The organism is Rahnella sp. NRRL B-41462 (assembly GCF_003263525.1).
Lineage (GTDB): Bacteria > Pseudomonadota > Gammaproteobacteria > Enterobacterales > Enterobacteriaceae > Rahnella > Rahnella aceris.
On the sequence record NZ_JYDF01000014.1, the window covers coordinates 14580 to 30460 of the forward strand.

General features: G+C 51.0%; 8 protein-coding genes and 1 pseudogene. 5 read left to right on the top strand and 4 right to left on the bottom strand.

Translation table 11 applies throughout. From position 1 onward, the window contains the following. The first annotated feature begins 130 nt into the window (after positions 1 to 130). Together UC14_RS04690 and dcuR are read left to right on the top strand one after the other, a co-directional pair. Positions 131 to 1750, top strand: a complete 1620-nt coding sequence (locus UC14_RS04690; RefSeq protein ID WP_037032932.1) for a sensor histidine kinase — start codon at positions 131 to 133, stop codon at positions 1748 to 1750. Then, positions 1747 to 2466, top strand: a complete 720-nt coding sequence (gene dcuR, locus UC14_RS04695; protein ID WP_014416701.1) for a two-component system response regulator DcuR — start codon at positions 1747 to 1749, stop codon at positions 2464 to 2466. Before UC14_RS04690 ends, dcuR begins: the two co-directional genes overlap by 4 nt. Here the strand turns inward: dcuR and UC14_RS04700 are convergent. Next, entirely contained in the window at positions 2460 to 3422 is a 963-nt protein-coding gene (locus UC14_RS04700; RefSeq protein WP_112197324.1) for an FAD:protein FMN transferase, read from the bottom strand. The two genes, dcuR and UC14_RS04700, sit on opposite strands and share 7 nt — an antisense overlap. A gap of 24 nt (positions 3423 to 3446) precedes the next feature. Then, positions 3447 to 6223, bottom strand: a pseudogene (locus UC14_RS04705) (flavocytochrome c). Between the two features lie 748 nt (positions 6224 to 6971). On the opposite strand from UC14_RS04705, the gene UC14_RS04710 reads away from it, so the two are divergent. Together UC14_RS04710 and fumA are read left to right on the top strand one after the other, a co-directional pair. Beyond that, positions 6972 to 8483, top strand: coding sequence for an anion permease (locus tag UC14_RS04710; protein ID WP_013578286.1), 1512 nt, complete (start codon positions 6972 to 6974; stop codon positions 8481 to 8483). A 190-nt stretch (positions 8484 to 8673) separates the two neighbouring features. Continuing rightward, entirely contained in the window at positions 8674 to 10320 is a 1647-nt protein-coding gene (gene fumA / locus UC14_RS04715; RefSeq protein ID WP_013578285.1) for a class I fumarate hydratase FumA, read from the top strand. 76 nt (positions 10321 to 10396) lie between these two features. Here the strand turns inward: fumA and UC14_RS04720 are convergent, their stop codons facing one another. Continuing rightward, a complete protein-coding gene (locus UC14_RS04720) occupies positions 10397 to 11341 on the bottom strand; it encodes an AEC family transporter (protein WP_013578284.1) in 945 nt (314 codons plus the stop codon). A 494-nt stretch (positions 11342 to 11835) separates the two neighbouring features. Between UC14_RS04720 and UC14_RS04725 the strand changes: the two genes are divergently transcribed. Next, positions 11836 to 13521, top strand: coding sequence for an NAD-dependent malic enzyme (locus tag UC14_RS04725; protein WP_014416698.1), 1686 nt, complete (start codon positions 11836 to 11838; stop codon positions 13519 to 13521). Between the two features lie 46 nt (positions 13522 to 13567). Here the strand turns inward: UC14_RS04725 and UC14_RS04730 are convergent, their stop codons facing one another. Further along, on the bottom strand, positions 13568 to 14341 hold the full coding sequence (locus tag UC14_RS04730) for a DUF3750 domain-containing protein (RefSeq protein ID WP_013578282.1): 774 nt from the start codon (positions 14339 to 14341) through the stop codon (positions 13568 to 13570). Positions 14342 to 15881: the final 1540 nt, after the last annotated feature.

Consider the following 15881-nt stretch of genomic DNA (forward strand, 5'->3'; position numbering starts at 1 on the left):
AGCAAATAAACATATCATTATGCGTGAACAGGGATGGTTCACGCAGAGTTCTACGCCATACCACCGGATGAACAACGCGAACCATCAAAATTATCAATGAGCATTTGGCTCTATTCTCTCCGGGGCTCCCATGAGCGACTCGCAGCAACGCCATTCCGTGCGCAAGCACCCCATGAAACTCAGCACGTCAGTCAGCCTGATGATAAGCGCCGTGATTGCGTCTGTTTTGCTGGTTGTCCATATGCTCTATTTTGTTCAGGTAAGCGACACCACCCGCGATGGTGTGAAAGAAAAGGCCCTGGCCGTCGCCAGAACCATGGCAGATTTGCCCGAAACAAAACGCGCTCTGCTGCTGCCCCCTGACAGTAATATAATTCAGCCCATCGCCAGCGCAGTGCAAAAACGTAATGACCTGCTCTTTATTGTGGTCACCAATATGGATGGCATCCGTTATTCGCATCCGAATGCGGATGTGATCAGTCATCATTTTATCGGCGATGACATTAATCCGGCGCTGCTCGGCAACGAAAATGTCTCCATCAACAAAGGTACGCTCGACAAAGCGCTGCGCGTATTCACGCCGGTCTATGATGACCACCATAAGCAAATCGGTGTGGTTGCCATCGGGATTTCGCTGGTCAAAGTCACGGAGCAAATCAATAAAAGTCGCTGGAGTATTCTGTGGACGGTGCTTTTCGGCCTGATGGTCGGCGCGCTGGGCACTTACTGTCTGGTGAAATTGCTCAAACGTATTTTGTTCGGGCTGGAACCTTATGAAATTTCGACGCTGTTTGAACAACGTCAGGCGATGCTGCAGTCGATCAAAGAAGGGGTGATAGCCGTCGACGATCAGGCGCATGTCACGCTGATCAACCAGACGGCGCGGCAGACTTTCCGTGAAACCGCCATCGACGTAACGCCGGACGCCGATTCCCTGCCACTTATCGCCAACCTTCGCGATGTGCTCAATACCGGCGTGCCGCGCCGTGACGAAGAAATCAACTTCAAGGGGCGTTTGCTGCTGAGCAACACCGTACCGGTACGCAACAACGGCGTCATCATTGGCGCGATATGTACATTCAGGGATAAAACCGAAGTCAGCCAGTTAATGCAGCGCCTGAGCGGCATGGTAAACTATGCAGATTCGTTGCGTGAACGTTCGCATGAATTCATGAACAAACTGCATGTGATCCTCGGATTACTGCACATGAAAAGTTATGCTCAGCTTGAGGATTACATTCTCAAAACGGCCAATAACTATCAGGCGGAAATCGGTTCACTGTTGCTGAAAATAAAGTCTCCGGTAATTGCCGGTTTCCTGCTCAGCAAGATGAACCGCGCATCGGACACCCGGCATCTGTTAACGCTCAGCGATGACAGTCTGCTGCCGGATAATAATAATGAAGATCAGGTGGCAGCACTGATTACCGTGCTGGGCAATCTGATTGAAAATGCGCTGGATGCGCTTGGCGATCAGCCTGATGGTGAAGTCAGCGTCTTGCTGCACTATCAGAATGGTTCGCTGGCCTGCATCGTCAGTGATGACGGGCCGGGCATTCAGCCGGAAAATATTGACGCAATATTCGAAAAGGGTGTGTCGTCGAAAGGCGATCAGCGGGGCATGGGACTTTTTCTTGCTAAACAGCAAGTGGAAAGCCTCGGCGGAACGATTACTGTAGAATCGGAACCTGATGTTTACACTCAATTTTTTGTACAACTTCCCTGGGATGCCGAGAGGACAAATTCTTGATCAATGTACTGATAGTTGATGATGATGCCATGGTGGCAGAGCTGAACCGATGTTATGTCGGCCAGATTGACGGCTTCGCGTGCTGCGGCACCGCGTCGACGCTGCAACAGGCGAAAGATCTGGTACTGAATTCAGAACTGTCTATCGACCTGATATTGCTCGACGTCTATATGCAGCAGGATAACGGGCTGGATTTGCTGCCTGAACTGCGTAACGCCCGACGGCCTGTCGACGTCATTGTCATTTCTTCGGCTGCAGATGCAGAAACCATCAAAAAATCGCTTAATTATGGCGTGGTGGATTATCTGATCAAACCGTTCCAGTTTTCCCGTTTCGAGGAAGCACTGACCGGCTGGCAGCAGAAGAAAACACTGATGGATAATCAGCAGTATTACGAACAGTCAGACGTTGACCGGCTGATCCACGGCAACAATACTGCGGCGGCGGACACCAAAAAGTTGCCGAAAGGCTTAACGCTGCAGACATTACGCACATTGTGTCAGTGGATTGATGCCCATCCGACAATGGAATTTTCCACGGATGAACTGGCAACGTCAGTGAATATTTCGCGGGTGTCTTGTCGTAAATACCTGATCTGGCTGGCACAGATGAACATTTTGTTCACCAGCATTCATTACGGCGTCACGGGCCGGCCGGTATATCGTTACCGTCTGCAGGCCGATCACTACTCGTTGCTGAAGCAATACTGTCAGTAAGTCACCAGACGGTAACAGTCATCCAGTGGCATGAAGGTAAACTGCCGCTGAGATGACAAGATAATCCGCCCGTCGCGGGTGACGAAAATCGCCTCGATGTGCGGAATCTGCGACATATATGCCAGACTCTTCTCCACGCCCATCCCGTACAGCAACGTTGTCCAGATATCCCCGTCTATTGAATCCTCAGAAACAATGGTCACGCTGAGCAGTTCGTTATCCAGCGGATAACCGGTTTTCGGGTCAAGGATATGATGATAACAGTGACCGTCCAGTTCGAAATAACGCTCGTAAATACCGGACGTCACCACCGATTTGCCGATGACGTTGATCACACCGATCAGCGCGTCCGGGTCCGAAAACGGTTTTTTCAGCCCAATCGCCCATGTCCCTTCCGCACCGGAACCCAGCGTTTGTACGTTACCGCCCAGATTGATTAATGCGTTCTCAACCTGTTGTTCCCGCAGGTAATCCCGCACAACATCGGCGATATAACCTTTGGCAATCGCCCCGAGGTCTATTTCCATTCCGGCTTTTTGCAGAAACACCGAACGGGTTTGTTCATCAAGGATCACGTCTTCAGGATCGGTCAGCGCCAGCAATGTCTTGATATCCTGTGCAGCCGGGATGGTGTGACCGTTGAAGCCGATTTTCCAGCGCTTGACCAGCGGGCCGATGGTGAAATTAAAATGGCTGTCCGGCAGGCAACTGATGGCTTTCGCACGGCGGATTAATGCATAGACCGGTTCGCTGACGGTGACAGGGTCACGTCCTGCGGCATGGTTAATCGCCATAATATCGGAGTGCGCGCGGTTCACCGTGAAGGTGTTTTCCTGCAATTTGATCAGCCTGAAAACGCCAGACGCCAGACTTTCGTTATGTTCAAACAGCTTGAGAAGAATGGGCGAACCCATCAAAACAGCGGAATAAGCATAAACACGATCGTCTGGCGTCATTGTAATACCCTGCGTGATAAACGGTTACCGCATCGCGAATTTCGCGGCGTTTTGCCCTGCAAGGATACCGAAGATAATGATATCTGCAACGGCATTACCGCCGATACGGTTGCCGCCGTGGATACCGCCAACCACTTCACCCGCCGCGAATGCGCCGCCGAGCACCTGTTGCTGCGCGTCCAGCACGCAGGTTTCGGTGTTGATGGTTACGCCACCCATGGTGTGATGCACGCCGGGTGCGATACGGATAGCATAGAACGGCCCCTGATTGATCGGGTGGCGCAGCGCAGTTTTACGGCCAAACTCCGTGTCGTGCTGTTTATCCACGGCGACGTTGTAACTTTCCAGCGTTGCCAGGAAGGCATCGGAGTTCATTTCCAGTTTCGCCGCCAGATCACGTGGTGAACTGCCGCTGATAACAAACCCTTTCGCAATGTATTCATCAGCCGCTTTATTGTTCAGGCGCACCTGCTCGTCAAACACCACGTAAGCAAATTTCTCCGGCAACGCGATGATGTTCGCCGATACTTTGTCGCGGGTTTCCATTTCGTTGAAGAAGCGTTTTCCCGCCTGACTGACCAGAATCGCCCCGCCGCCACGAATGGCCTCCGAAATCAGATAAGACGTGGTTTGTTCAACCGTAGGGTGGATCTGAATTTCGCCCATATCCACCGTGCCTGCGCCAATATTCTGCAGAATGGCGATGCCGCTACCGGTGCGCCTTTGTGATTGGTGGTCACGAAACCGTCCAGTTCAGGGCGATATTTCACCACCATTTCGCGGTTGGCGCTGAAACCGCCGGTGGCGACGATCACGCTTTTGGCATTAATCATCAGCACTTCATTGTCGTCATTGAGCAACTGCACGCCCTGTATCGCACCATCGGCATAACGGATTTCCGTGACCGACGTATCGAGCATCACGTCGATATTACGTTTGTTAAGATTCTTCACCAGACCGCTGATCAGGAAGCCGCCCACTGCACTGCGGTCCGCCGGACGGTGTGTGCGGTCGATGCTCATCCCGCCGGTAATGGTGATATCGCTCAGTTCAATATGGTGATCGGCCAGCCATTCCACCGCCTGCGGCGCACGTTCGATGAACTCTTTCAGCAGCACAGTATTGTTTTTGAACTGACCGCCTTTCAGGGTTTCCTGATAGAACAGCTCTTTGCTGTCTTCGATACCTTTCAGGCGCTGATAACGGGTTTCCGCGGCGTTCATACCGACCGACGCTTTAATGGTGTTACCGCCGATGGTCGACATTTTCTCGACGATCAGGACTTTCGCCCCTTCGTCACAGGCCTGAATCGCTGCCGCCAGACCGGCACCGCCGCTGCCGACGACCACAACGTCGTAGTTTTGTGGTTCATTCAGGCTGCCGCCCTCTTCCAGCAACTGCGCTTTGCAGGATTTGGCGATAGCTTTGGAGACGGCTTTTTTCACCGCTTCACTTTGCTCGGTTGCGCCGGTCACCGCATCGACGTGCGGGCTGTTAGCGTCGAGAATACGGCTGCGGATAATTTCAAAGCTGGTGGTGAATTCCACATCCGTGTCCGCGCCCGCTTCCAGCGCGATATCCGTAATGCGGTCGGTTTCCAGACTGACGTTAACGGCCAGTTCATGCGCAGGATCCTGCACTTTCTCCCGGAACACACCGGCTTTGAATTTCTTCGAGGTCATGCTCATGTCGCGGATCATCGCGTCCACCAGCGAGAAACGCCACAGCGGTTCAGGAATGGTCAGGGCTTCGCGTTGTGTGCTGTCAATAAACAGGTCGAGTTTCTGATCGGCTGCGATACGGTCAGTCCAGTCCGGATAAGCGATGCAGGCTTTACCGATGGCGATCATGTCATAGCCGTGTTCAAGCGCCATTTCCGCATCGGATTTATTCACGATACCGCCCACGCCCATCACCGGAATTTTGGCCAGTGTGTCGGAACGCATCGCGACATATTTGTCGATCAGTGGCGTTGGATCAGTGGTATCAACAATGGAAGGCCGCAGCGAGTAACCGAGGGAGAAATGCAGGTAATCCAGCCCGCGGGCAGCAAGCTGTTCCAGCAGATACATTGTGTCGGCAAAACGGATCCCCGGTTCTTCCAGCTCTTCTGGTGAGAAACGATAACCGATGATGAAAGAAGAATCGGCGTATTTCTTCGCCATCTCATGGGTGATATCGAGAACAGCCAGCGGGAAGCGGGCGCGGTTTTCGCGGCTGCCGCCCCATTTGTCGTCACGCTGGTTGGAATTCGGCGAGAAGAATTGCTGGATCAGATAGGTGTTCGCGCCGTGGATTTCCACGCCGTCAAAACCGGCTTCAATCGCACGACGCACGCCTTCACCGAATTTGGTGATCATGCCGTCAACTTCATCTGCCGTCAGTGCCACCGGTGTGGCTGCACCGTCACGTGGTGCCGCCAGTGCGCTTGGCGCAACCGGCTGCTGGCCACCAATCAGTTTTGGCTCGCTCATGCGGCCACCGTGATAAATCTGCAAAAGGGCTTTTGAGCCCTGAGATTTCACGGCTGCGGCGATTTTTGCCAGACCGTCGATTTTGCTGTCGTTATCGATACCGATAGCGCCGGGGAATGCCAGACCTTTATCATCGACAAAACAGCATTCAACAATCACGGTGCCGATGCTGCCGGCACGGGCGCGGTAATATTCAACCAGCTCGCTGGTGACGGTGCCGTCGTAAAAGCCGGTGCAGGTGGTCATTGGCGCCATCAGAATGCGGTTTTTCAACTCAGTACCATTGGGCAGAGTGAACGGACTTAATAACAGGTGGTTGGTGCTCATAATAATTACTCCAAACTTTAAGGTTTTAAATTCTGAATTCGTTATCGGCGCGCTATTTGAGCTATTTTAGATAAGCGCAGTGGAGTATTGATTTATTATTCGTTGTTTTTATTTCAATGCCGATGTCATGCTATTAATATAAGTTTATTTTTACTTCCAAAACTTATTACATTAGTTAATTAACTATTTATCTATTAACTTAACACCTGTTATATTAAAATTATGTTAACTATTAAATTAAATAATCACATTAATGCAAACTACAATCTTATTTGTATTTAACTGATGAGATGATTATTACATCCTCCGGGCTTTTCCCTTCGGCAGATCACGGAACCCGTCCGCTGGCAAGAGGTGGCAGATCGCCTGATGAGGGAGTGTGGCTGTGAATGACTCTCATTTTGCCCTACTCCATTTTTTGCTTTCCGTTACCCCGAAAGATACCCCCGTCACAAATTGCCCTTTAATTAATCAGGCAGGCTCTGCATAACGGTTTCATACGATTTAAAAAAGAATTCAGCACCGTATTTTGTTGATCAAGATCAACAGTTAAAAATAGGGAAAACGCATTATATAAACATTTCCTCCCTCTTACGGGGAATAGTAAGCACTTAACAAAAATAACAATAACGAGGCAATTAACATGCCACTATTGAATAATTAAAAAAAAGATTAAGTAACTAAAAAAACCAAACGACATCTTACCTATGCATCATCACAATATTCCTAACTACCTAAGATAAATATTATGAGCGAAATATCAAAAACTGCGGTGAAAGAACCAGCGAAAAAAGCCGAATCCGGCAAAAAAAATCGCTGGATCTTTATGGTACTTCCCGTGCTGGTGTCCGTGCTGTTGCTGCTCGTTCCTGTACCTGCCGGTCTGGAACCTCATGCCTGGCACTTCTTCGCCATCTTTGTGGGCGTCATTATCGGTCTGATCTTCGAGCCATTGCCGGGGGCCGTTATCGGCTTAACCGGTGTGGTGGTCATCGCCCTTTTCAGCCAGTGGTTGCTTTTCAGCCCGGCTGAACTGGCGGATCCTAAATTCAAAACCGCAGCACAGTCCTTCAAATGGGCGGTCAGTGGTTTTGGCAACTCCACGGTATGGTTAATCTTCGGCGCGTTCATGTTTGCCGCCGGCTACGATAAAACCCAGTTCGGCCGCCGTCTGGCGCTGATTCTGGTGAAATATCTTGGCCGCCGCAGCCTGACGCTCGGTTATGCCATCACCTTTGCTGATCTGTTACTGGCACCCTTCACACCGTCCAACACCGCGCGCAGCGGCGGCACGATCTACCCGATCATTGCTAACCTGCCGCCGTTGTATGGCTCAAAACCGAACGACCCGAGCGCACGTAAAATCGGTTCTTACCTGATGTGGGTGGCGATCACCGCAGCCTGTATCACCAGTTCGATGTTTCTCTCTGCACTGGCGCCTAACCTGCTGGCGCTGGGTATCGTGAACAGCGTAACCGGTATCAACATTTCGTGGGGCACCTGGTTCATCGCCTTCCTGCCGGTCGGTCTGCTGCTTCTGTTGACTATGCCGCTGCTGGCGTACTGGTTCTACCCGCCGGAAGTGAAAATCAATGACGAAGTGCCGCGCTGGGCAACCGCTGAGCTGGCAAAACTGGGCAGAATGTCCCGTCACGAAATCCTGCTGCTGGTGTTCGTCTGCTGCGCGCTGGCGATGTGGATTTTCGCTGCGAGCTTTATCGAACCGGCCATGGCTGCTTTGCTGGTCGTGGTACTGATGCTGTGGACCGGCGTTCTGAACTGGAACGACATCACCAGCAACAAACCGGCCTGGAATACCTTCGCCTGGTTCGCCACGCTGGTAGCACTGGCTGACGGCTTATCCCGCACCGGTTTCATCGCCTGGCTGGGTAAAGAAGGCGCAGCACTGATGGGCGGTATCTCCCCGGGCGCGGCGACAATTGCCCTGCTGCTGGCGTTCTACCTGCTGCATTACCTTTTCGCCAGCACCACGGCGCACACCACCGCCCTGTTACCGGCTATGCTGACCATCGGCGCGGCAATCCCTGGCATTAACATGCAGGTATTCTGTTTGCTGATGGTGACGTCTCTGGGTGTTATGGGGATCATCACACCTTACGGTACCGGCCCAAGCCCGATTTATTACGGCAGCGGTTATCTGCCAACCAAAGATTACTGGCGTCTCGGCACTATCTTCGGAGCCATCTTCCTGATTGCCTTACTGGTCATCGGTTATCCGTGGATGATGATGATGTTCTGATTGTGGCGATAAAATCACCCACAAAGCATTAACAGAGCATTTACTGAAAGAAAACATATAAACCCCGTTGCCAGCCTGTGTATTTGGCTGGCAACATACAGAACGAATATAAACGTCGCCCCGAACACCCCTGCTATACCGCGTCAACAGTCCCACCCGTGGCGGCAAAAACGGAAAAAGTGAGAAAACAATGTCGAACAAACCGTTCTATTATCAAAATCCCTTCCCCGTTTCCAAAGATGACACCGAATATTATCTGCTGACCAAAGAACATGTCTCCGTCAGCACCTTCGACGGCGAAGAAGTGTTAAAAGTGGAACCGCAGGCGTTAACGCTTCTCGCGCAACAGGCGTTCCACGATGCCTCTTTCATGCTGCGCCCGGCGCATCAGCAACAAGTGGCTTCCATTCTTCATGACCCGGAATCCAGCGAAAACGACAAATACGTTGCGCTGCAATTCCTGCGTAATTCTGAAATTGCGGCCAAAGGCATTCTGCCGACCTGTCAGGACACCGGCACCGCAATCATCATGGGTAAAAAAGGGCAGCGAGTCTGGACCGGCGGCGGCGACGAAGCCAGCCTGTCTCAGGGTGTGTATAACACCTTCATCGAGGATAACCTGCGCTATTCCCAGAATGCCGCACTGGATATGTACAAAGAGGTAAACACCGGCACCAATCTGCCTGCACAAATCGACCTCTACAGTGTCGATGGTGACGAGTACAAATTCCTGTGCATCGCCAAAGGCGGCGGTTCGGCCAACAAAACCTACCTGTATCAGGAAACCAAAGCGCTGATTACCCCGGCGAAGCTGAAAGATTACCTGGTTGAGAAAATGCGCACGCTGGGCACGGCAGCCTGTCCGCCGTACCATATCGCGTTCGTGATTGGCGGTACGTCTGCTGAAGCAACGCTGAAAACCGTAAAACTGGCGTCCACCCATTACTATGACGGTCTGCCAACGGAAGGTAACGAACACGGTCAGGCATTCCGCGACGTCAATCTGGAACAGGAACTGCTGGTGGAAGCCAACAATCTTGGTCTCGGCGCGCAGTTCGGCGGCAAATACTTCGCCCACGATATCCGCGTAGTACGTCTGCCGCGTCACGGTGCATCCTGTCCGGTCGGGATGGGCGTTTCCTGCTCCGCAGACCGTAATATCAAAGCCAAAATCAATCGTGACGGTATCTGGATCGAAAAACTGGAAGACAATCCGGGCCAGTACATCCCTGAGGCCCTGCGTGAGCAAGGCGAAGCGGGGGTGGTGAAAGTTGACCTGAATCGTCCGATGCCTGAAATCCTGGCGCAACTTTCTGAATATCCGGTATCTACCCGTCTTTCCCTGAGCGGTACGATTATCGTTGGCCGTGACATCGCACACGCCAAACTGAAAGAGCGTCTGGATAACGGCGAAGGCTTGCCGCAATACATCAAAGATCACCCGATTTACTACGCAGGCCCGGCGAAAACCCCTGAAGGTTACGCATCCGGTTCCCTCGGCCCGACCACCGCTGGCCGCATGGATTCTTACGTGGATCTTCTGCAATCCAACGGCGGCAGCATGATCATGCTGGCCAAAGGTAACCGCAGCCAGCAGGTGACCGACGCCTGCCATAAACACGGCGGTTTCTATCTCGGCAGCATCGGTGGCCCGGCAGCGGTGCTGGCGCAGCAAAGCATCAAGAGCCTGGAATGCGTGGAATATCCTGAATTAGGAATGGAAGCCATCTGGAAAATCGAAGTCGAAAACTTCCCGGCATTCATTCTGGTGGATGACAAAGGCAACGATTTCTTCCAGCAAATTCATGCAAATACCTGCGCGAAGTGTGTGAAATAAACGCCTGCTGAAAGACAAAAGGCCTGCCAGAAATGGCGGGCCTTTTTTATGGGTAACATGTCGCAAATCAGCGCATTTACGACATCATGTAAATCACGAGACCTTCTGTCACTATGCCCAGTGCAGTGCCGATGAGTATTGAGGAAGACGCAGATTCCACATAGGTGTCGCTGCGCACGGCGAACATACCTGCAGCAATGGCGGAAGGCGTTGCGCCGATGATCACCACCTGCTGCATCAGCGTATGGCTCAGCCCAAATGCCAGACCGGCAGCGGCCATAATCGCGGGCTGGATCAGGTTTTTCATGCCGATGTTAGTGACCGTATGAATATTCAGCGTCGGGCGCTCGCCGAAGAACAACAGACCCAGCGCGAACAGAGAAATCCCGCCTGCGGTTTTACCCATCATTTCCACCGACGAGGACAACAGTTCCGGAATTTTAATGCCAGCCAGACTCATCGCCACACCCAGCACCGGGATCCAGACAATCGGATTGCGTACCGCTTTGAACAGATTATTCAGGATCATCTTGCCGAGGCTGCCCTGTTGAGCCAAATCGCTGTTTTTGTCACCCATGCGGATCAACACAATCGTCAGCGGGATCATCAGCACGCTGGTGATAAGATTACCGACCAGCACCCCCAGAAAACCTTCCGGCCCGATAAGCACCGCCAGTACAGGCGCGCCAAAGTAAGCCATATCCGGGAACGCGCAAACCAGCGACTGAATGGCGCTGGTTTTGATGTCATGGCGGAAAAACCAGCGCGAGATGCACAACGTCAACAAATAAGAGCCCATCAGGCCAATCACCAACACTGCCATAAACGATAAATTCTGAATCTTGGCCGGATCAGTATGTAATGCACCGATAAAAAGATGTAATGGCAGCGCGAAACGGATCACTACCGTGGCTAATACCGTAGCATCGTCACGTTTCATATAACCCAGTTTTCCGCTCAGCCAGCCTAATACCATAATAAACACTAAAGGAAATAATGAGGATAAGAGTAATGTCGGCATAATATGACCTTTCTTTATTATTGTTGATGAGATAATTGAAGGAACAAAATGGCGGTTAGTTATATTATTTAAAAACCCACATCATTGTGACCCGCGTCACATCTGCCTTTATGGCAATAATAACAATAATTACTTAATAACAAATTACAGCAAATACAATGAGTTAAAATCAATACATTAATTTCACTTAAATATCAGATAATATATTTACTCAACTTGAACCATCCGGAAACATTCAAAAACATTATGCAGAATTCATCACTAAAAAAGTATTAAAACGCTTTTGTAATTTAAGTAACCGGAATCAGTGCCTGTGTCGTGTTATAAAAAACAAATAATAAACAATCATCTTATTCAGGCTGCTATGGCCATTGGTTTTATTTTGGTAGTTCATACACTAATTCGACCGGTTATAGGATTTTACTGTGAGGGATCCGGCAACGGGAAATAACGTACCGGAAATTAACTGAGTTCAAATGTTCTAAGGCTTAATGATGTTAAAAAAACGCCCGCTCTACACCCACTACACAGGTTCATTATTACTCGAAAACCCGCTGCTCAATAAAGGCTCGGCCTTCAGCCGCGATGAACGTCTGGCGCTCAATCTTAACGGACTGCTGCCCAATCAGGTTGAAACTATCAACGAACAGACTGACCGCGCTTATTCTCAATTCTCTGATTTCAAACGTGATATCTCCAAGCATGTCTACCTGCGCAATATTCAGGACACCAACGAAACCCTTTTCTACAACCTGGTGAATTCACATCTGGAAGAAATGCTGCCGATTATCTACACCCCGACGGTCGGCGAGGCCTGTGAACACTTCTCCGATATATACCGCCGTGCCCGTGGCCTGTTCATCTCTTATCCTGATCGCGAGCATATCGATGAAATGCTGCAAAACTTCTCCAAAAATGACATCCGGGTGATCGTTGTCACCGACGGCGAACGCATTCTGGGACTCGGTGATCAGGGGATTGGCGGCATGGGCATTCCTATCGGCAAGCTTTCGCTTTATACCGCCTGCGGTGGGATCAACCCGGCCAACACGCTGCCGATCATGCTTGATGTCGGAACGAATAACGCCCAGCGCCTCGACGATCCGCTGTACATGGGCTGGCGCCACCCGCGCATTACCGACGGCGAATACAATGAATTCATGGATATGTTCATTCAGGCGGTAAAAACCCGCTGGCCGGATGTCCTGCTTCAGTTCGAAGACTTCGCGCAAACCAATGCTATGCCACTTCTGGAGCGCTACCGCGAGGAGTTGTGCTGTTTCAATGATGATATTCAGGGCACCGCGGCGGTCACGCTGGGCTGTCTGATTGCCGCCAGTCATGCCGCAGGCACCCGGCTACGCGACCAGCGGGTCACCTTCCTCGGCGCAGGTTCTGCCGGTTGCGGTATCGCGGAGAAAATCATCGCGCAAATGGTGGCAGAAGGTGCTTCCGAAGACGAAGCGCGCAGTCAGGTCTTTATGGTGGATCGGTTTGGCCTGCTGACAGATGACATGCCGAATTTGCTCGATTTCCAGCGTAAACTGGTGACAAGTAAAAACAAAATCAGCCACTGGAATGTGGACAACCAGAATATCTCGTTGCAGGACGTGGTGCATCATTCCAAACCAACCATTCTGATTGGCGTTTCCGGGCAACCGGGGCTGTTTACCGAAGAGATCATCCGTGAGATGCATCACAACTGCCATCATCCGATCATCATGCCGCTCTCTAACCCGACTTCCCGCGCAGAAGCCCGTCCTCAGGACGTGATCGCCTGGACCGAAGGTGCCGCGCTGATGGCGACAGGCAGCCCGTTCGCACCGGTACATTATCAGGATCACACGTACCCAATCCCGCAATGTAACAACGCGTATATTTTCCCCGGGCTGGGGTTAGGCATTCTGGCGTCGGGAGCGCGCCGCGTGACCGATAGCATGTTGCTGGCTGCCAGTCAGGCGCTGGCCAGCCTTTCTCCGCTGGCGACCACCGGAAAAGGGTCATTATTACCGGCTATTGCCGATATTCAGCATGTGTCTAAAATCATTGCCGCCGAAGTGGCGCGCGTCGCGCAACGGGAAGGCGTGGCACCGGAAGTTTCAGAAGATGAGTTACAGAGTCGTCTCACCAGCGAATTCTGGAAACCGGAATACCGGTCTTATAAACATTCGTCGTTCTGATGTGTATGGCCGGTACCTCGTACCGGCCAGTTGCGCACTGACATCGTTAAAGCTCCGCTTTCCCCGGATTATCAAAGCCTACCCGCCCGACAAACGGCAAACGCAACGCCGGATTCTTCACATCAATGCCCAGGTTCAGCCCCAGCACATTGACTTCAATGCCCTCTTCCACACCCAGCGTCACGCCCAGCAGTCCCAGCAAAGAAACCTGCACGCCGCGCCCGGATGGCGGTAAACCGATCGGATTGGTAATGCCGCGGTAATCTTTGCCGATCGCATTGGAAGGAAGATCAAGCTGCAGATCCGGCACTTCACGGCCGATGTGGGCGATAAACGTATTGCTGTTTGGCCCCGGCCACGCGTGATAGGTATGCGGATACGGGTAACTTTTGATCGCTGCTTCTATTTTGGGGATCATAATCTGCGCCTGCGCGCCGCGGTGATCAACCAGTATACGGGGCTGCGAGCCAAACCAATACCCATCTGGAATAGCATAATCGCGGCGTACTACGTTGGTGCTGCCCCAGCTGATCACGTCATAACGGGTGAACTCTGTTTCCCCTTCACGTTTGTAAATTATCCACGGATGCACCGCCACCAGCCCGCGCCAGCCATAAGTCGGTGCAGCATAAATCTGGATAATAGCGATACTTTTCAGTCTGGCAGGATCCGGCGCAATACCGGCTGAAGTCCGTCGTGCCGTTGACCAGCTCTGGCCTGCAGGTTCTGTCCGTGTTTGTGTCGCTTTCGCGTAGCTGTATCCGAAAGACAGCAGTAAAACCAGAACAAACCCGAGACTTACCCATTTTATGGCGATCATGCTTTATTCACCTTTGCCGGTCCGTTCAAAAGAACAACGGTACTCATTCACCGAGAGGCTGGCAACGTGAAAGTCTGTTGTAAATCACAAAATTTGCTGCAAATAGCCGATTGGGATTGGGGGAATGCCAGGGGATAGAAACGTGAATCATGCGATGTTGCAAAATATATGGAAAAATGCGGATGACTGATGTAAGCCTGATCTGTAAAGTGCAATGCCACTCCTGGCACCCAAACTATCATTATCTTTTTTCCCGGGTACAGGATGGTACGGCACTCTTCCTTATGGGCGATTTCAATCAGCCTCGAGGTTGAGTTTATTAAGGTATGAAGCGCGCCCATGTCGGGAAATTTGACTAATTAGAGTAACGATAAGATGAAAATGAAATTCATACCGCCAATCATTGTACTGGCAGGTGCTGTTGGTTTTATGGTGTGGTTCTTTGTTAGCGGAGCTGCAATGCCTGGCGGCTGAAAGAACATCAATAAATGTGAGGCGTTTTTTACAGACAGGTCTCTATTACTTCAGATGCACCTGCAATTCAGTTAAGAAGGGCTGTATCTCGTTTGAGAATTTGAAAAAGCACCGTCACCAGGCGGTTATTTTATGTTTAACGTTACCAGCCCTGAAGCCGTCGTATCGCGAGTTGTAAAGCAACGTTGGGTCTGCCATTTGTGTCTATAGCCTCGTCCTGCGCGCGCTTAAGGCATAAGACTATGCGTCCCGCGCTAAAGTCTTCCCCCGCCTGAGCAAACATTAAGCAGCATTCGCCTACCATCCTGCACCCTTCTCCAAAAGCCGAATTCTTACCTTGCATAATTACTCCTGTAAACAGTAAACCTGAACATCAGATTTAACATAATAACTGAAATAATTGGATAAAGTTTGCGCAATGCATGAATTTCATCCCATTCTCATCTGAATTGCTCAAAACGTCGGTGAATTTTCTTTAATTACTAAACCCATTTCATTAAGCCAAATTCCCGGAAGAGACTAGTATGTTTTCGGGAGCATCGCTCTCGTTCCAAAACTAAATATTTAGTGATGATTCACTGGCCTTCGTTCGCGAGGGCTTTTTTGCGTCCCGATACTGACCTCATGCAGCGAACACAGCTATTTATGGGCTGTTATCCTTTTGATTGGATAATTATTACTCCGCTATGCTTATTTGGTTCTACCCGATCAAATTTCAAAACTGATGTTTATTGCCCGCCTGTCGCGGGCATCTTTTTATGATGCACAGTGTGTCATCAAACACCTGGTTGCCAGCATCGTTAACAATGAACGTTACCACGCCTTCAACCACAATCGCGCCATAGTCACTGGGCTCACAGGTGATTGAAGCCGCCTTTCAGCAGTCCATAAAGTCCCCGTCCATCATCAGGCGCTCCGACGGCGCGTCCCGGTTATCTATCAGTCCGGCGGCCAAAATCAGACTCCAGCCCATTGTTGCAGCCGCCTTGCTGACTCATACTGCCCGTAACACTGAAGAGATTTCGCGCATTAAATGAAAACAACAAATTGACGTTAACGCTTTGAT

Bases quoted from the DNA above. Each gene is read 5' to 3' on its own strand.
- UC14_RS04690 (WP_037032932.1), top strand. From the start codon at position 131: ATGAGCGACTCGCAGCAACGCCATTCCGTGCGCAAGCACCCCATGAAA.
- UC14_RS04700 (WP_112197324.1), bottom strand. From the start codon at position 3,422: ATGACGCCAGACGATCGTGTTTATGCTTATTCCGCTGTTTTGATGGGT.
- UC14_RS04710 (WP_013578286.1), top strand. From the start codon at position 6,972: ATGAGCGAAATATCAAAAACTGCGGTGAAAGAACCAGCGAAAAAAGCC.
- fumA (WP_013578285.1), top strand. From the start codon at position 8,674: ATGTCGAACAAACCGTTCTATTATCAAAATCCCTTCCCCGTTTCCAAA.
- UC14_RS04720 (WP_013578284.1), bottom strand. From the start codon at position 11,341: ATGCCGACATTACTCTTATCCTCATTATTTCCTTTAGTGTTTATTATG.
- UC14_RS04725 (WP_014416698.1), top strand. From the start codon at position 11,836: ATGTTAAAAAAACGCCCGCTCTACACCCACTACACAGGTTCATTATTA.
- UC14_RS04730 (WP_013578282.1), bottom strand. From the start codon at position 14,341: ATGATCGCCATAAAATGGGTAAGTCTCGGGTTTGTTCTGGTTTTACTG.